The following is a 14,515-nucleotide window of genomic DNA, read 5'->3' on the forward strand; positions in this document are numbered from 1 at the left end:
AGTTTCAATAAGTAATGTAGTTGGTCTGTAATTTTTTTATTTAAATAAATTAATTTAAGCTCGCTAAAAGCTTCAATAATGTTTATTAAGTTTAGCCAAGGTTTATCGACTAGCAAACAGATAAAAGTGCTATGACACAAAATCGCGATCGGCCTAGAGAATACGATGCCGTCCTTGGCGGTCAATCCTCAATACCAACAGACGCGGCTGTTTTGGGAGGTATCGAAGGTGTCAAGAGGCGCTTGGCGAGTGCAGTTATCGAGCAACGAATTGCTGCTGTTTCTGATGCGCTCAAGTATGGAGAAGCTGGTTTAGACTTGGTGATTCGGGCTTTGCAGGATGAATCAGACCAGGTAGAAAAGGCTGCATATCGGCTATTGCGAGAAAGGGCAGAGCCGAGGGTTAAACAGATTTTACAAGAGTACAATCCCTGGCGACTTTTTGAGCGCTTGTATAAAAGTAATTTTGGTTGGCATTCAAGTTCGGTTAATTCCGTCGCTATCAGCCCAGATGGACGAACAATTGTTAGTGCAAGTGACGACAAAACAATCACAGTCTGGAATCTGGACACAGGGGAATTGATCAGAACTCTTGAAGGACATTCACACGTAGTTTATTCCGTTGCCATCAGCTCGGATGGGCAAACTCTTGTAAGTGGGGGTTGGGACAATATTAAAGTCTGGAACCTGGACACTGGGGAATTAATCAGAACTTTTGCAGGAGATTTAAATTATTCCGTAGCGATCGGCACAGATGGGCAAACTATTGTGAGTGGGAGTGGGGACAATATCAAAGTCTGGAATCTGCACACTGGGGAATGGATCAGAACTCTTGCAGGACATTCAGACGAGGTTAAATCCGTCGCCATCAGCCCGGATGGACAAACTTTGGTGAGTGCGAGTTTGGACAAAACTATCAAAGTCTGGAATCTGGAAACCGGCAAATTAATCAGAACGCTTGCAGAACATTCAAACTTAGTTTATTCCATTGCAATCAGCCCGGATGGGCAAACTATTGTGAGTGCGAGTGGAGACCGTACTATAAAAGTATGGAATCTGCACACTGGAAAATTAAACAGAACCCTTTCAGGACATTCAATGAGCGTTAATTCCGCAGTCATAAGCCCGGACGGGCAAACTATTGTGAGTGCGAGTTGGGACAAAAGTATCAAAGTCTGGAACCTGGAAACCGGCAAATTAATCAGAACTCTCGAAGCACATTTAAAGTCGGCTTCTTCCGTATCTATCAGCACAGATGGGCAAACTATTGTTAGTAGGGGTCGGGGCAATATTCAAATATGGAATCTGCACGCGGGAGAATTAATCAGAGCTTTTGTCGAACATTCAGACGTAGTTAATTCCGTAGCCATCAGCTTAGATGGGCAAACTCTTGTGAGTGCAAGTTGGGATAAAACCATCAAAGTCTGGAATATGGAAACCAGGAAATCGATCAGAACTCTCGAAGGACATTCAAACGGAGTTAATTGCGTAGCCATCAGCCCGGATGGACAAACTTTGGTGAGTGGGAGTTACAAAACCATCAAAATCTGGAATCTGGACACAGGGGAATTGATTAGAACTCTTGAAGGACATTCACACCAGGTTAATTCTATTGCCATCACTCCGAATGGGCTAACTGTGATTAGTGGCGGTTGGGACACCATCAAAGTATGGAATCTACACACAGGGGAATTGAGCAAAACCCTTGTAGGAAATTCATACGGGGTTAATTGCGTTGCCATCAGCCCGGATGGGCAAACGTTGGTTAGTGGAGATTGCCACAACACCATCGAAGTTTGGAATATGGAAACCGGGGAATCGATCAGAACTCTTGCAGGACATTCAGATTTAATTAGTTCCATAGCCATTAGCCCGGATGGGGAAACCCTTGTCAGTGGGGGTGGGGGTTACGACAAAACCATCAAAGTCTGGAATCTGGACACAGGGGAATTGAGCAGAACTTTTGCAGGGCATTCACGCTCAGTTAATTCCGTCGCAATCAGCCCATCTGGACAAACTCTTGTGAGTGGAAGTGATGACAACACTATCAAAGTCTGGAGCCTGCACACCGGGGAATTGATCAAAACTCTTGAAGGACATTCACATGAGGTTAAATCGGTAGCCATCAGCCTGGATGGGCAAACTATTGTTAGTGGTGGTGATGGGGAGCTCGTAGTGTGGGGAGTGCCGTAAAGTTTTTGTTGGGTAGATGTGGCACTCTCCACCAAAAAGCGCAAGCAAAAAATGCAAACATTGCATCTTTAACCTTGCAAGGCGGCCAACAGACACAGCAACAAAGCCTCCGTCCACTCAACTACAGCACCGTAAGTATCCCCCGTGTGACCCCCCAAACGGTAGTTAAACCAAGCACCGGCAAAAATTCCGATCGCACTTCCCCCCAAAGCCATCCCCACCGCCAACAGCCACCGATCGCCCTCTAAGACAACTTGCAGCACGCTCAAACTCAGCAGCAACAGCATTCCTGGGATCAAATCAAACGGAGAGTAAATCGATTCTTTATGAAAAGCTCCCTTACCCTCCGGGCGGAGATACGGATAGCGGGCGATCGCCACCAGTTGGCCCCACCTCCCCCAACCCGCCACACCCATCAAAGCCAACCACCGATAGTTACTCAAGTCCGAGAGAGCGACAGTTTTGAGCAGGACGATCGCGATCGCAGCCATCGCCCCAAAAGCCCCTGTAACGCTATCCCGCATCACTTCCAGCCTGCGCACGGGGTCTGGTACAGCCAGCCCGTCGGCCGCGTCCATTGCCCCATCTAGGTGCAGCCCGCCAGTCACGGCGATGCCCAAAACTACTACTAAGGCCGATCGAGTTAAAGCAGGCATTCCCAACAACTGCAACCCCAGATCCGCCAGTCCCAGCATCCCGCCAATCAAAAGCCCGATCGCCGGTGCCAAGCGAGCAATGCCCCGAAACTCCAAAGTCCAAGACATCGGCACCGGCAAACAAGTATAAAAAGCGACCGCGGCTGCAATGGCAGCACCTTGCTTCCGGAAAAAGTCGATCGTAGAGCGAACCAATTTATCATCCATCATAAGATAGAAAATTTTTCATCTTGTATGCGGTTGCTAATTCATTAGCGTGTGCCAGAATTGGAACTGTAACACCCAAGTCCTTTGGATCGGGTATTCCTCCTGCCCGAGCTCTTTTCCCCGGAAAACCTCTGCCGGCAGCGATCCCGAAGCTCCCAATCTCAAATGGCTAAACTCACTACCCGCGTTTCCCGTATCCAGAATTCTAGCTAACTCCATGATTTCCTAGACGGGAACATACTACAACAGAGGCTTTTGCTCCATGAGTCACGACCAATTGAATAACAGGGTAGTTGCTCCTTGTATCATCGATACTGGCATTGTCGTCAACAAGCGCGATATCAAAAGATTGCTGTTTGATTTAGGACGTGTCCGCTACCTTCACATACAAGATGGCAAGATTTACAGCGAAGGGGAAGGTTATGTGCTCGAAGTCTTCGCCAACCCCGATCGTTCTACCCTGATTGCCAACCACGCGCTTTATTTGAACGTATATAGTTTTGATTACCTGGAACTGAAACAGTCTCCTGAAGAAGGTGCTTATTTTGACCTGATTCAAGAGGGACGGCAGTTGCGGTTAATTCCCCTGTCCAATCCTTTGCAAGAGCAAGTCGCCCGGAATTTAAATGCTGCGGCTTTGGATGCAGTTGTCGATCAGGTACTATCAGGCAACTGGGATCTGCAATTGGATGAGGATGATTCCCCATTTTAATCGTCAGTCAGTCGATTTTAGATTTTCCATTTTTCGATTTTAGATTGACTCGCAGCGCCGTGAATCTGGGAGGTAGAACTAAGGTCTAAAAGATTTTTGATTTTCCATTTTTCGATTTTAGATTGACTCGCTCTGATGAATCTGGGAGCAGGAACTAGGGTCTAAAATTTTTTGCCCTCCACTACAGCCCTGCGGGGGCTTGTAAGGGTCTAAAAGATTTTAGATTTGAGATTTTCCATTTTTCGATTTTAGATTGACTCGCTCTGATGAATCTGGGAGCAGGAACTAGGGTCTAAAATTTTTTGCCCTCCACTACAGCCCTGCGGGGGCTTGTATCCGTTTTTGGGCGAGGTTGTGAGTTTTTGGTCGCGATGTCATCAACAATAGGTTAGATAACAACGACTGCCCAGTAGCGGTTAACGATCGACGGTGACTAATGACTGAAGACAAGGCGAGATTTTCTTTTAAATGTCAGGCTAATTGCAGCCATACCCAAGCACGTGCAGGAGTTTTTGCCACTCCCCACGGTATTGTGGAAACGCCTAAATTTATGCCTGTGGGGACGTTGGCTAATGTCAAAACCTTGACGCCGGCACATCTTGAGGACGCGGGTTCTCAAATGGTTTTGGCAAATACTTATCACTTGCACTTGCAGCCCGGGGAACGGATTGTCGCAGGCGCCGGCGGATTGCACAAATTTATGGCTTGGCCCGGCCCGATTCTCACAGATTCGGGCGGCTTTCAAGTGTTTAGCTTGAGCCAAATGCGGACTATTTCGGAGAATGGAGTGACTTTTCGAGCTCCCCGCGATGGCCGCATCATTAATTTAACGCCGGAAAAGTCGATCGAAATTCAGAACGAGTTAGGCGCTGACGTGATTATGGCCTTTGACGAGTGTCCGCCTTACCCCGCTACACGGGACGAGGTGGAGGCGGCGACAAATCGCACTTACCGCTGGCTGCAACGCTGTATGCAAGCTCACTCGCGCCCGGAGCAAGCTTTGTTCGGCATCGTCCAGGGGGGTGTTTTTCCAGATTTGCGATCGCGCGCCGCGAACCAGTTGGTAGATTTAGATTTGCCCGGTTATGCGATCGGCGGGGTGAGCGTCGGCGAATCGGGGGATTTGATTGCAGAGATTGTGAGAGTTACTGCGCCCTTGTTACCTGCAAATAAACCGCGTTATTTGATGGGGATTGGCACCTATCGCGAAATGGCCTTAGCTGTGGCCAGCGGCGTAGATATGTTTGACTGCGTGATTCCGACTCGCCTGGGCCGTCACGGGACAGCTTTTGTGCGCGGGGAACGCTGGAATTTGAAAAATGCTCGGTTTCGCGAGGATTTTGCTCCGCTGGATGAGTCTTGTCCTTGCTATACCTGCCAAAAATTCAGTCGGGCTTATTTGGCACATTTGGCGCGCGCGAAGGAAGCACTCAGCTATACTTTGCTAGCGCTGCACAACGTAACGGAGTTGATTCGCTTTACTGGGAGGATGCGGGAGGCGATTTTGGCCGATCGATTTACTGAAGAGTTTGCCCACTGGCTGGCACCAACTGTCGATCGATCGCGATCGTCCTGTGGGTAAAGATATGCGACAATTATGAAAATTGTGTTGGATAGGTAGGTTGATTCATGGAAGCTGCATTACTGTTGGCTAAACTGCCCGAGGCTTATGCGATCTTTGACCCTTTGGTTAATGTTTTGCCAGTGATTCCCGTGTTTTTCTTGCTGCTGGCTTTTGTCTGGCAAGCGGCTGTCGGGTTCAGATAAGTTTGATTTCATTAAAAATCAGGGGCAATTCACCAATGGCCCCTGATTTTAGCTGTTAAGTTTTGTGGGGACGCCAGAAAATACTCTTGTCCCCCCCTTTTTCAAGGGGGGCTAGGGGGGATCTGGGCTGTGGCGTCAAAGAGTAGTCTGGCGCTACATAAGATGTTAAGGAATGAAAATTAAATAACTTACACTTTTATTCTTGTGGGACGGGCGAGACGCCCGTCCCTTCATGACGGGCTCTCCCGCCCATCCCACAAACTTGTGTAAATTATTTAATTCCCGATCCTAAGTTGACACTAATGCCCTCTTCCTTCTTCATTCAACTTCCGCCGATCGCAATTTTGAAAGCCGGTCTTTCCGAGATCCGCTTCATGTAATCTAAAACAGCCGGATAAGCACTGAGGTCTAGTTGTAGCATCATCGGAATGTAGATCAACATTGACCCGACTGCTGCGTCAGCGACACCGAATTCATCGCCCATTAAAAACGGCTGTTTCTCAAAGATGCGATTTAACGGTTCTAACATTTTCGGGGTTTCGCGTTCCCGGCTGGCTTCAACAAATATTCCCGGGCCGAGAGTAGCGTTAGCAAAGATGACCCACTGCACGATTTGGGCTTGCTGCTCCAAAGTCTCCGGCATCTTACCATATTTTTGAGCTAAATACAGCAAAATTGCCCCGGATTCCCAAAGTTTAAAATCTCCGTCCACAATTGCCGGTACTTTGCCGATCGGGTTAATTTCAAGAAACTCAGGCTGCAAGTGTTCCCCTGCTTGCATATCCAGCAGGACGAATTCATAGGGAACCGCAATTTCTTCGAGATACCACTTGACAATTGACGCCCTGCTGCGACCTTGGCCGTAAAGTTTTAGCACGGAATTTTTATCCTTTAATGCAATATTGCTGTTATAGCATTTTTGGGGAATTAGTCATTTGTCATTAGTCATTAGTCATTAGTCATTAGTCATTAGTCATTAGTCATTAGTCATTAGTCATTAGTCATTAGTCATTAGTCATTGGTAGTTGGTAATTGGTAGTTGGTAATTGTTGATTGGGAATTGTTGATTGGGAATTGGCAATTGGAAATTAGAACCCTCAGAGACTGCTGATGTTACGGTGCGTACAATGACGAATGACCAATGACCTGTTTGGCCTGTTTGGCCAATGACCAGCCTTCGGCTTCGCTCAGGCTAAAATGACCAATGACCAATGACCAATGACCTGTTTGGCCTGTTTGCCCCATGACCTGTTTGGCCTGTTTGCCCAATGCCCAATGACCTGTTTGGCCCATGACCTGTTTGGCCTGTTTGCCCCATGCCCCATGCCCCATGCCCCATGCCCCATGCCCCATGACTAATGACCAATGACCAATGGCACTTCTGTCAAGTGCACAAACAAGATTCTGCTGCCAATAAAAATCAAAATTGCTCCACCCAAAATCTCAATTTTATTCGCAAACAAGTTGCCGCACTTGTGACCGATAAACACGCCTGCGAAGGCTAAAAAGAAAGTAATAAATCCGATCGCAGTCACCGCCGGAGCGATCGCATCTTTCAAAACAGCAAATCCGATGCCAACGGCGAGGGCATCGATACTCGTCGCCACCGACAGCGTTATCAAAGTCCCCGTATCTAAGGGATTGAACTTTTTCTCGCATTCTTCACTTTGCAGCGATTCGTAAATCATTCTACCGCCAATGAAGCTCAACAGCCCGAAAGCGATCCAATGGTCGAGCGGTGTAATCCAAGAACTAAAACTGAGACCAATCAACCATCCAATGACTGGCATCAAAGCTTGAAAGCCGCCAAAAAATAAGGCGATTTTTAAAGCTTTATTGACTTTCATGTGTTTGATTGCTAAACCGCTAGAAACAGCAACAGCAAAAGCATCTGCTGCTAATCCCAAGGAAAGGAAGACGGTAGTGCCTGCATCCATTTTTGTTAACTCTGAGATGTTATCAGTAAAATATTCTCATCGACTGTTTTAGTTTACACTAAACTTTAGTAAAACTGCGATATTTCATAATTCATTCATTTTTAAGTCACATTTGTTTCACGATTGACTGTTGAAAAATGCCACGATTAGCTGTATTATATAGCAGACTATTTATCAAGTAGTAGAATTCAGGATGCCGCAATCTCGACCGTACCAACCATTGCTGCTGAGATTACTGCACGGGTTAACGCTGCGATCGCCCTGTCAGGAATTTTGACCGCATTTAATGCTGCGGGAAACGAGTTCAAACGATCGGCAATTCTACTATAAACTCAGCTCCGCCCCCAGTTTGAGAGAGAATTTGAGAGAGAATTTGAGATGGCACTGGAGATTTAACTGTGAGCCGGCCGCCGTGCAATTCTACAATAATTTTATAGCAAACCGACAGCCCCAATCCTGTAAAATTTTTCAAGGATTTAGTATGGTAAAACGGGTCAAATATTCTGTGTTGAATTTCCGGCGGAATTCGGGAGCCGTTGTGGGCGATGGATACTGCAATAAACCTACCTGTAGAATGCTCGACAATATCTGTTTTAATTGTAATAGTTTGATCGAATTTGTGAATGCTTGTAACAGCATCAATCGCATGGCTGAGGATATTTGCGAAGACTTGGCTCAGTTGACCGGGATAACACAAAATTGGTGGCAGGTTGCTGTACTCTTTGACTACTAAGATTTTTTGATCCAGTCGGTGAGCGAGCAGCAGCAGAATATTGTCGATGCTTTCGTGAAGGTTGGCGCGTTCTTTGTTGGCTTCGTCTGGAAGTGAAATGTTCCGCAAAGCCAGGACTATCTGGCGAATGCGATCGGTTCCTATTTTCAGAGAGTTGAGAATTTGCGGCAAGTCTTCGCTGATAAAATCTAGGTCGAAGGTCTCTATTTGTTTGACAATTACCGGCACTGGTTCGGGATATTGTTCGCGATAAAGGCGAAGTATATTCAGCAAATCTTTGAGATAATCGTTGACGTGAATCAGGCGGCCGTAAATAAAGTTAATTGGGTTGTTAATTTCCTGGGCAATTCCGGCGGCGAGTTGACCGACTATTGTCATTTTTTCGCTTTGTACTAAATGCTCTTCGGTTCTTCTGAGTTGGGCTAATACTTCTTCCAAAAGTTTGAGTTCTTCTTGAATTTGCCCGTGGAGTTGGGATTGGGAAATTGCGATCGCCAGTGAGTCTGCAATTGTTTCCAAAACTTCCACTTCGTCGAGTGTCGCAAACCGCCGATTAGCAGTGGCGAACAGATATCCCAACCGATTAGTCTGAGTCAGTACGGGTACGGCTGCGTAGTGGCTGTCTGTGAGTTCGAGATGCGCCACTTCCTGAGACTCTGTGGCATCAGGGGCGGAGGTTTTCTTGAGAAGTATCGTTTCGCACCGATGCAGCCGTGCAGCTAAATCTCCAGAGGGCCCTGCTCGATCGCCAAAGATTCCCAAGCGCCCCGGTAAACCTTCCCGGCAATATTCCCAGCAAAATTCTACAGTATCTTGTCGGGGGTCGTACCAGCCGAAAATTGCTCGCTCGAGCTTTAGCAAGGTACCGAGTTCGTCTACTGTAGTTTGCAGGATGCGATCGAGATCCAAGGAAGCACGAATGCGGCCTGTCAATCGGTGGATCAGGGCTTCTGCGCGAGTGCGGATGCGCTTTTGCGCTAACAGCTCCAGTGTCGTCATTGCTGCCAAAATAGCTGTGGCGGTCAGTCCGGTGGCTGCTGCTGCTAATATATTTAAGGCGAACAGTTCTTTTTCGAGATTGTCGCTGGGAATTACCAGGGCGATCGACCATTCAGCTTGTTCTAGGGGAAGATAGGCAACATAAACTCTGGCGTCGTTGATTTGAGTCAGTATAATGCCCGTTTTTTGATAAACCATCTCCCTGGTTACATTTGCCAAATTAGTATCTGCGGACTCTAAAAAACTGGGAGTGGCTTTGTCGATATTTCCCATTAACCGAGCGTCGGGATGGACAATCGGCACTCCTTGAGAATTGAGTACAAAAGCGTAAGTTCCTGCCCCATATTCCAGCTTTCCTACTACTTCCGCAATTCGCTCGATGCTAATGACACCGTTCATTACTCCGATCGGCTTGGAGGTTGTTTTCTCCAGAGAATTTGCCGAATTTGACCACACTGGAGCCGAAATGGGAACAATACTTTGTTGTTTGAGCGTGCGAGAAATGGTAGGATCTGAAACATAGACTTCCCCAGCCATTGCCTTTTTGAAGTGTTGGCGATCGCTAACATTAATCAAAGCTCTGCCGACTTTTGTGGTAAAATAAGAACCGTCGGGTTCAATCAATGCAAAATGTTTGAAATCTTGCAGTCGATTTACTTCCGATTTTAAATATGGCCCTGCCACAGACCAATTCATCGATCGCACCGGAGGAGTGTTGGCGAGGGTTTCGATCTCTGTCTTTCTAGTGCCAATCCAGCGATCGATCTTGTTACCGCGCTCCTTAACTTCTAACAAAGCATTTCGCTCTAAATTGTTAATAATTAAGCTGCGCACGCTTTGATAGCTGATAGAAGCAGCAATGCTAGCTGCCAGAATTGTTAGGCCCAAAATTAACAACGAGATTTTGTAGCGAATATCGTATTCGCCCTTAAATCTCGCTGGCAATATTTGAGTTAATTTCCACCACTTCACTTTCGCAAAGCTTCGCATGGTTTGACCAATTTGTGAGATTGAAATTCTCAGCTCACCTGCGATGAACTCGCCCGCCTCCCAGTAGTCTGAAACTACTAGCATTCACTAATTGCGGGGATTTTTTAATTTTTTCCCGCCGGCCGGCTCACCTTGTCTGACTGGAATCAGATTGTACCATGTTTTTGAGAAAGTACAATATTTATTCAACAATTTAATTATTCAACAAGTTAATAGTTTTGTTAACTGTTATTAGTAATTTATGTCAATTGGGCAAGATGCGCAGCGCGCACCTACCTTGAGATCTATGGCGTTGCCTCAATCATAAAATATTAAAAGTTTTGAGTTATTAATCAACTAAAAATTTGTTAAATCTTTAATTCAAAACTCAAAACTCAAAATTATTTTCGCTGCTAAATTGCTGCTGTTGGGCGATTTGTTTAAAGAACCTTGTGAGTGTGTTCGTGCTGTTTCACATTGTCTTCAGTGCGAATGACGCGCTCGGTGTTGAGCACTCTTTTGCGTTCTAAGGAATAGGTAAAGTCGTTGCGAACTGTTCCTAAGGGAATGTGTACTTGAGCCTCGGGGCGGATTTTGTAAGTGCGGGCTGCGGCGATCGCCCGAAAGCCAAATTCTTCGCTAAACTGAGCTTCGGCGGGGAATTCCGGCAGCCTTTTAGGTGATTCGCCGTCGAGTATCGATCCTAAAGTCGTCCCCCAAGCCATTTCATAAGATGTGGGAATTCCCTTGACAATTGCTTGCAAAGCTGCTGAGGGGATAGGTTCGATTACTTTTACTTGATGAACTTCGCCTTCTTCTTTGATGAAGCAGGTGGCTAAACCCACTGCTATGTAGTCGTCGGTGCCGAGTTCGGGTGCGCTGGGATAAACTGTTGCAGTCGTCATAAGAAAAGCTTGGTAGTGGGGAAACCTGGAGGGAGAAATTAAGCGATTTGAGATTTGAGATTTGAGATTTTTGCCGCAGATTTTTCCGGGGATTTTACCTGAAAAATCTCAAACTGGCGGTTCTAGTCTCTAAAATTTTTGTGTAAAGCTCCAAAAAGCCGATCGCGCCAGTGAGTCGATCGTACCACATCAAGGTAGATGCCGGATAATTCGGCAAGGATTCCCTGCCGCCACGACGTTTGCGGGAATATCTTTGACAACAACACTGCCTGCGCCGATCGTGCTATTGTCGCCAATAGTGACTCCCGGGCAAATGATACTCCCGCCGCCAATCCAAACATTATTACCAATATTAATTTCAGCGGCGAGCTCTCGGCCAGAAAGTCTAATTTTCGGATCGGTGGGATGAAAAGCGGTGTAAATTTGTACGTTGGGGGCGCACAGCAAATTTTCGCCGATGTTAACTCGATTGCAGTCGAGAATCACGCAGCCAAAATTCATGTACAATCCGTTTCCCGCATAAATATTGCTGCCGTAGTCGCAGTAAAAAGGCGGCTCGATTTCAATTTTTTGGCCGATTGCACCGAACAATTCGGCAAGGATTTCTAACCGTTTCTCGGGTTCGTCTTCGCGGGTAGAATTGTAGATTCTGGCGAGGCGGCGGGCTCGCTGGCGCTCGGCAATTAATTGCTCGTCTGCTGCTAAATACAATTCGCCGGCGAGCATTTTTTGTTTTTCGGTTTTTTCCATAAGCCTCGGCGGTTTAAACTACCACTATACAAACTTTCGTCCCTCTCTAAGAGACTGAATAATATCGGGTGTCCCTCGGCGCACCTTACCGCTATAATTCGGGCGTCATATCATGTCCAGTTAATTAGCATAACAAAAAGGGTTTGTAGTGCGTCCTGGCGTCCGCTTTCATTCTGCGGACGCCAGGACGCACAACGAACGAATTTTATTGCGATCGATCGAGCGGACACGATATCAAACCTTTTTTTGATGGTACACGATACATTTAGGGTTCGGGCTTGGACTGCAAACAAACTGTTAAATCCAGATTGGTTAATTGTTCAAAAGCTCGATCGATCGATCCTTTTCCGCGCAAAAAACCAGTATTCGCAGCGGGGCAGATATATTGCAGAGTTGAGGCCGAAAATCGATCGATAATTGACTGGACGCTGTTAATTTGCCTCGGCCAGTGAAAAGTTTTTGCCGTTCTCTGCGGTGTCGGGGCGCCTTCTCGGTTGGGTAACAAGTGTCTGCCGGTAAACAACACTCCACTGCTGCCAGTATCATAAAGGCAAGATGAACCAGGAGAGTGGCCGGGAGTCCACAATACTTTTATGCGATCGCTCACAGAAAATTCTCGCTCAAAAACCGTCAGCTTCAATCCGGGGAGCAAATAAGCTTCCTGCTCTTGAATCAGGATATCGCAGCCCGTAGCTTCCTGAATCTCCCGCGCCTTGGCGATAGCGCCGCGGTGGGTGAGAAACAGCAGCCGCACGCCGCCGTTTTCCCGCAAAAAGGCTAGGTTAATCTCATCCCAAGCGGGACAATCTACCAGGATGTTCGATTCGTTTTCTACAATGAAATAAGCTGTCGCACCCAGGGTATCCCGGTTAGGTGGGAAAGCAAAAATATTTGCCAGCACGAGCTTGGGCTGTTTGGAGACTGAACTCTGTTGTTTCAAGGAAGTATTGAGAGGCATGGAATAAATATTATGTTCTTTTTACTATGGTTGCTGGTATTGGGGTGGATATCTTACTACTTGTTGCAGAGCAGCACCAGCCGCATCACGCGAACTCCGGTATGGCTGCTGTGGCTGGTAATGATGGCGCCGGCGCTGATTTGGAGCGGTTGGCTTTTAGTTAACGGCGCGAGCAAAAAAGTACCGCCCGAGTTGGTAATTATACCTTTTCTGGTTTGCCCTTTTTTGTACTGGTTTTTGGTACAGTTGGGGCGCAAGGAAATTATCGCCTCCACGCCTGAGCAGGTAGCAGGCTCTGGGAGTGAACCGACAGAGCCAAAACCGCCCCTGCGCCCGATCGATTCCGAGGAAGAAGCAAGCTTGCGCGATTGTTTTCCTTGGTCAATTTTTTGTTTGCGAGATTTGGAATTTCGGCCGCAGGCTGTCATTTGTCGGGGACAGTTGCGCACGAACCCGGAGGCGGCTTATCAGGCGATTCGGGAGAATGTGGAGCAGCATTTTGGCGATCGCTTTTTAGTCATATTTCAAAATAGCTTGAGCGGTCAACCTTTTTTTGCCATAGTTCCCAATCCCAGCCACCAATCCGCGGAATCTTCGGTCAAAACCGCATCTATAAGTAGGCCATTTTTTGCATTAGCTTTGGTGCTGATTACGGTATTTACAACTACAATTGTTGGCTCGAAAATTGCCGGAGTTACTGAAAAATTTTTGCAGTCCAACCCGTATATGTTGCTCCAGGGTTTGCCTTACTCGCTGGCTCTGATTACAATTTTGGGGATTCACGAATCTGGTCACTATTTAGCTGCCAGATTCTACAAAATTCGCACGACTTTGCCTTATTTTATTCCGGTTCCTTTTTTCTTAGGAACTTTTGGCGCTTTCATTCAAATGCGGAGTCCAATTCCCAACCGCCGAGCTTTATTTGACATCAGTATTGCCGGCCCGCTGGCGGGTTTAGTCGCGACAGTGCCGTTGTTGATTTGGGGTTTGGATCATTCGACAATTGTACCGCTGTCTAACAAGTCGGGAATGTTAAATTTTGATTCTTTTAGTCCGAAATTTTCGCTGCTGATGACTTTGTTGAGCAAATTAACCTTGGGCGGCGCTTTCAATGCACAAACAGCGATTGATTTGCATCCGGTAGCGGTGGCGGGTTATTTGGGTTTGATCGTGACAGCCTTTAATTTAATGCCTGTGGGACAACTCGACGGCGGACACATTGTACACGCGATGTTCGGCCAGCGGGCGAGTATGGCGATCGGGCAATTTGCTAGACTTTGTATGCTGCTGCTGGCTTTTTTGGAACAGGGTTTGCTGCTGTGGGCAATTATTTTGTTTTTGACGCCCCTCAACGACGAACCTGCGTTGAATGATGTCAGTGAATTGGACGATCGCCGGGATTTTTTGGGGTTGCTGGCGATCGGGCTTTTGTTAATTATTTTGTTGCCAGCACCCAAGATACTCGTTCAGTGGTTAAATGTTTAGAAGTCATTAGTCATTAGTCATTAGTCATTAGTCATTAGTTATTAGTTATTGGGCATTGGGCATTGGGCATTGGGCATTGGGCATTGGCCAAACAGGTCATTAGTCATTAGTCATCAGTCATCAGTCATTAGTCATCAGTCATTAGTCATTAGTCATTAGTCATCAGTCATTAGTTATTGGGCATTGGGCATTGGGCATTGGGCATTGGGCATTGGCCAAACAGGTCATTAGTCATTAGTCATCAG

The 14,515-nt window shown here is 46.8% G+C and carries 13 protein-coding genes; 5 read left to right on the forward strand and 8 right to left on the reverse strand.

From position 1 onward, the window contains the following. Positions 1 to 131 precede the first annotated feature (131 nt). Complete coding sequence (locus tag QUB64_RS01875) at positions 132 to 2,192, forward strand: WD40 repeat domain-containing protein (RefSeq protein WP_333273847.1); 2,061 nt, start codon at positions 132 to 134, stop codon at positions 2,190 to 2,192. A gap of 68 nt (positions 2,193 to 2,260) precedes the next feature. Here QUB64_RS01875 and cobS read toward each other — a convergent pair whose 3' ends face one another. Further along, positions 2,261 to 3,058, reverse strand: a complete 798-nt coding sequence (cobS, locus tag QUB64_RS01880; protein WP_333273845.1) for an adenosylcobinamide-GDP ribazoletransferase — start codon at positions 3,056 to 3,058, stop codon at positions 2,261 to 2,263. 259 nt (positions 3,059 to 3,317) lie between these two features. Here cobS and QUB64_RS01885 point away from each other — a divergent pair, with 259 nt between their 5' ends. The 3 genes from QUB64_RS01885 to QUB64_RS01895 all read left to right on the forward strand — a co-directional run bounded on the left by QUB64_RS01885 (position 3,318) and on the right by QUB64_RS01895 (position 5,534). Further along, positions 3,318 to 3,767 (forward strand): hypothetical protein, encoded by a 450-nt coding sequence (locus tag QUB64_RS01885; protein ID WP_333273842.1) that lies wholly within the window; start codon positions 3,318 to 3,320, stop codon positions 3,765 to 3,767. Positions 3,768 to 4,203: 436 nt separating this feature from the next. Beyond that, the gene (tgt, locus tag QUB64_RS01890; protein WP_333273840.1) at positions 4,204 to 5,349 is read left to right on the forward strand and encodes a tRNA guanosine(34) transglycosylase Tgt; all 1,146 of its coding nucleotides are present in this window, start codon (positions 4,204 to 4,206) and stop codon (positions 5,347 to 5,349) included. A 47-nt stretch (positions 5,350 to 5,396) separates the two neighbouring features. Next, the gene (locus QUB64_RS01895; protein ID WP_068815178.1) at positions 5,397 to 5,534 is read left to right on the forward strand and encodes a photosystem II reaction center protein K; all 138 of its coding nucleotides are present in this window, start codon (positions 5,397 to 5,399) and stop codon (positions 5,532 to 5,534) included. 322 nt (positions 5,535 to 5,856) lie between these two features. Here the strand turns inward: QUB64_RS01895 and QUB64_RS01900 are convergent, their stop codons facing one another. From QUB64_RS01900 to QUB64_RS01930, 7 genes are all read right to left on the reverse strand, one after another. After that, positions 5,857 to 6,411 carry a glutathione S-transferase family protein gene (locus QUB64_RS01900; protein ID WP_333273838.1) on the reverse strand — a complete coding sequence of 185 codons (555 nt, stop codon included), beginning with the start codon at positions 6,409 to 6,411 and terminating at the stop codon, positions 5,857 to 5,859. Positions 6,412 to 6,647: 236 nt separating this feature from the next. Continuing rightward, positions 6,648 to 6,887, reverse strand: a complete 240-nt coding sequence (locus QUB64_RS01905) for a hypothetical protein (protein ID WP_333273835.1) — start codon at positions 6,885 to 6,887, stop codon at positions 6,648 to 6,650. Between the two features lie 2 nt (positions 6,888 to 6,889). Then, positions 6,890 to 7,471, reverse strand: coding sequence for a manganese efflux pump MntP (locus tag QUB64_RS01910; protein ID WP_333273832.1), 582 nt, complete (start codon positions 7,469 to 7,471; stop codon positions 6,890 to 6,892). A 304-nt stretch (positions 7,472 to 7,775) separates the two neighbouring features. Then, positions 7,776 to 10,277: an ATP-binding protein gene (locus tag QUB64_RS01915; RefSeq protein ID WP_333273829.1), complete on the reverse strand. Its 2,502-nt coding sequence runs from the start codon at positions 10,275 to 10,277 to the stop codon at positions 7,776 to 7,778. A 335-nt stretch (positions 10,278 to 10,612) separates the two neighbouring features. Continuing rightward, entirely contained in the window at positions 10,613 to 11,077 is a 465-nt protein-coding gene (locus tag QUB64_RS01920; protein WP_333273827.1) for a hypothetical protein, read from the reverse strand. Between the two features lie 189 nt (positions 11,078 to 11,266). Continuing rightward, complete coding sequence (locus tag QUB64_RS01925) at positions 11,267 to 11,827, reverse strand: sugar O-acetyltransferase (protein WP_333273825.1); 561 nt, start codon at positions 11,825 to 11,827, stop codon at positions 11,267 to 11,269. 265 nt (positions 11,828 to 12,092) lie between these two features. Further along, on the reverse strand, positions 12,093 to 12,767 hold the full coding sequence (locus QUB64_RS01930) for an MBL fold metallo-hydrolase (RefSeq protein WP_333274071.1): 675 nt from the start codon (positions 12,765 to 12,767) through the stop codon (positions 12,093 to 12,095). A 30-nt stretch (positions 12,768 to 12,797) separates the two neighbouring features. On the opposite strand from QUB64_RS01930, the gene QUB64_RS01935 reads away from it, so the two are divergent. Continuing rightward, the gene (locus QUB64_RS01935; protein WP_333273823.1) at positions 12,798 to 14,270 is read left to right on the forward strand and encodes a site-2 protease family protein; all 1,473 of its coding nucleotides are present in this window, start codon (positions 12,798 to 12,800) and stop codon (positions 14,268 to 14,270) included. Positions 14,271 to 14,515 lie beyond the last annotated feature (245 nt).

Origin of the sequence: Microcoleus sp. Aus8_D2, assembly GCF_036702665.1 — a bacterium.
Classification (GTDB): domain Bacteria; phylum Cyanobacteriota; class Cyanobacteriia; order Cyanobacteriales; family Microcoleaceae; genus Microcoleus.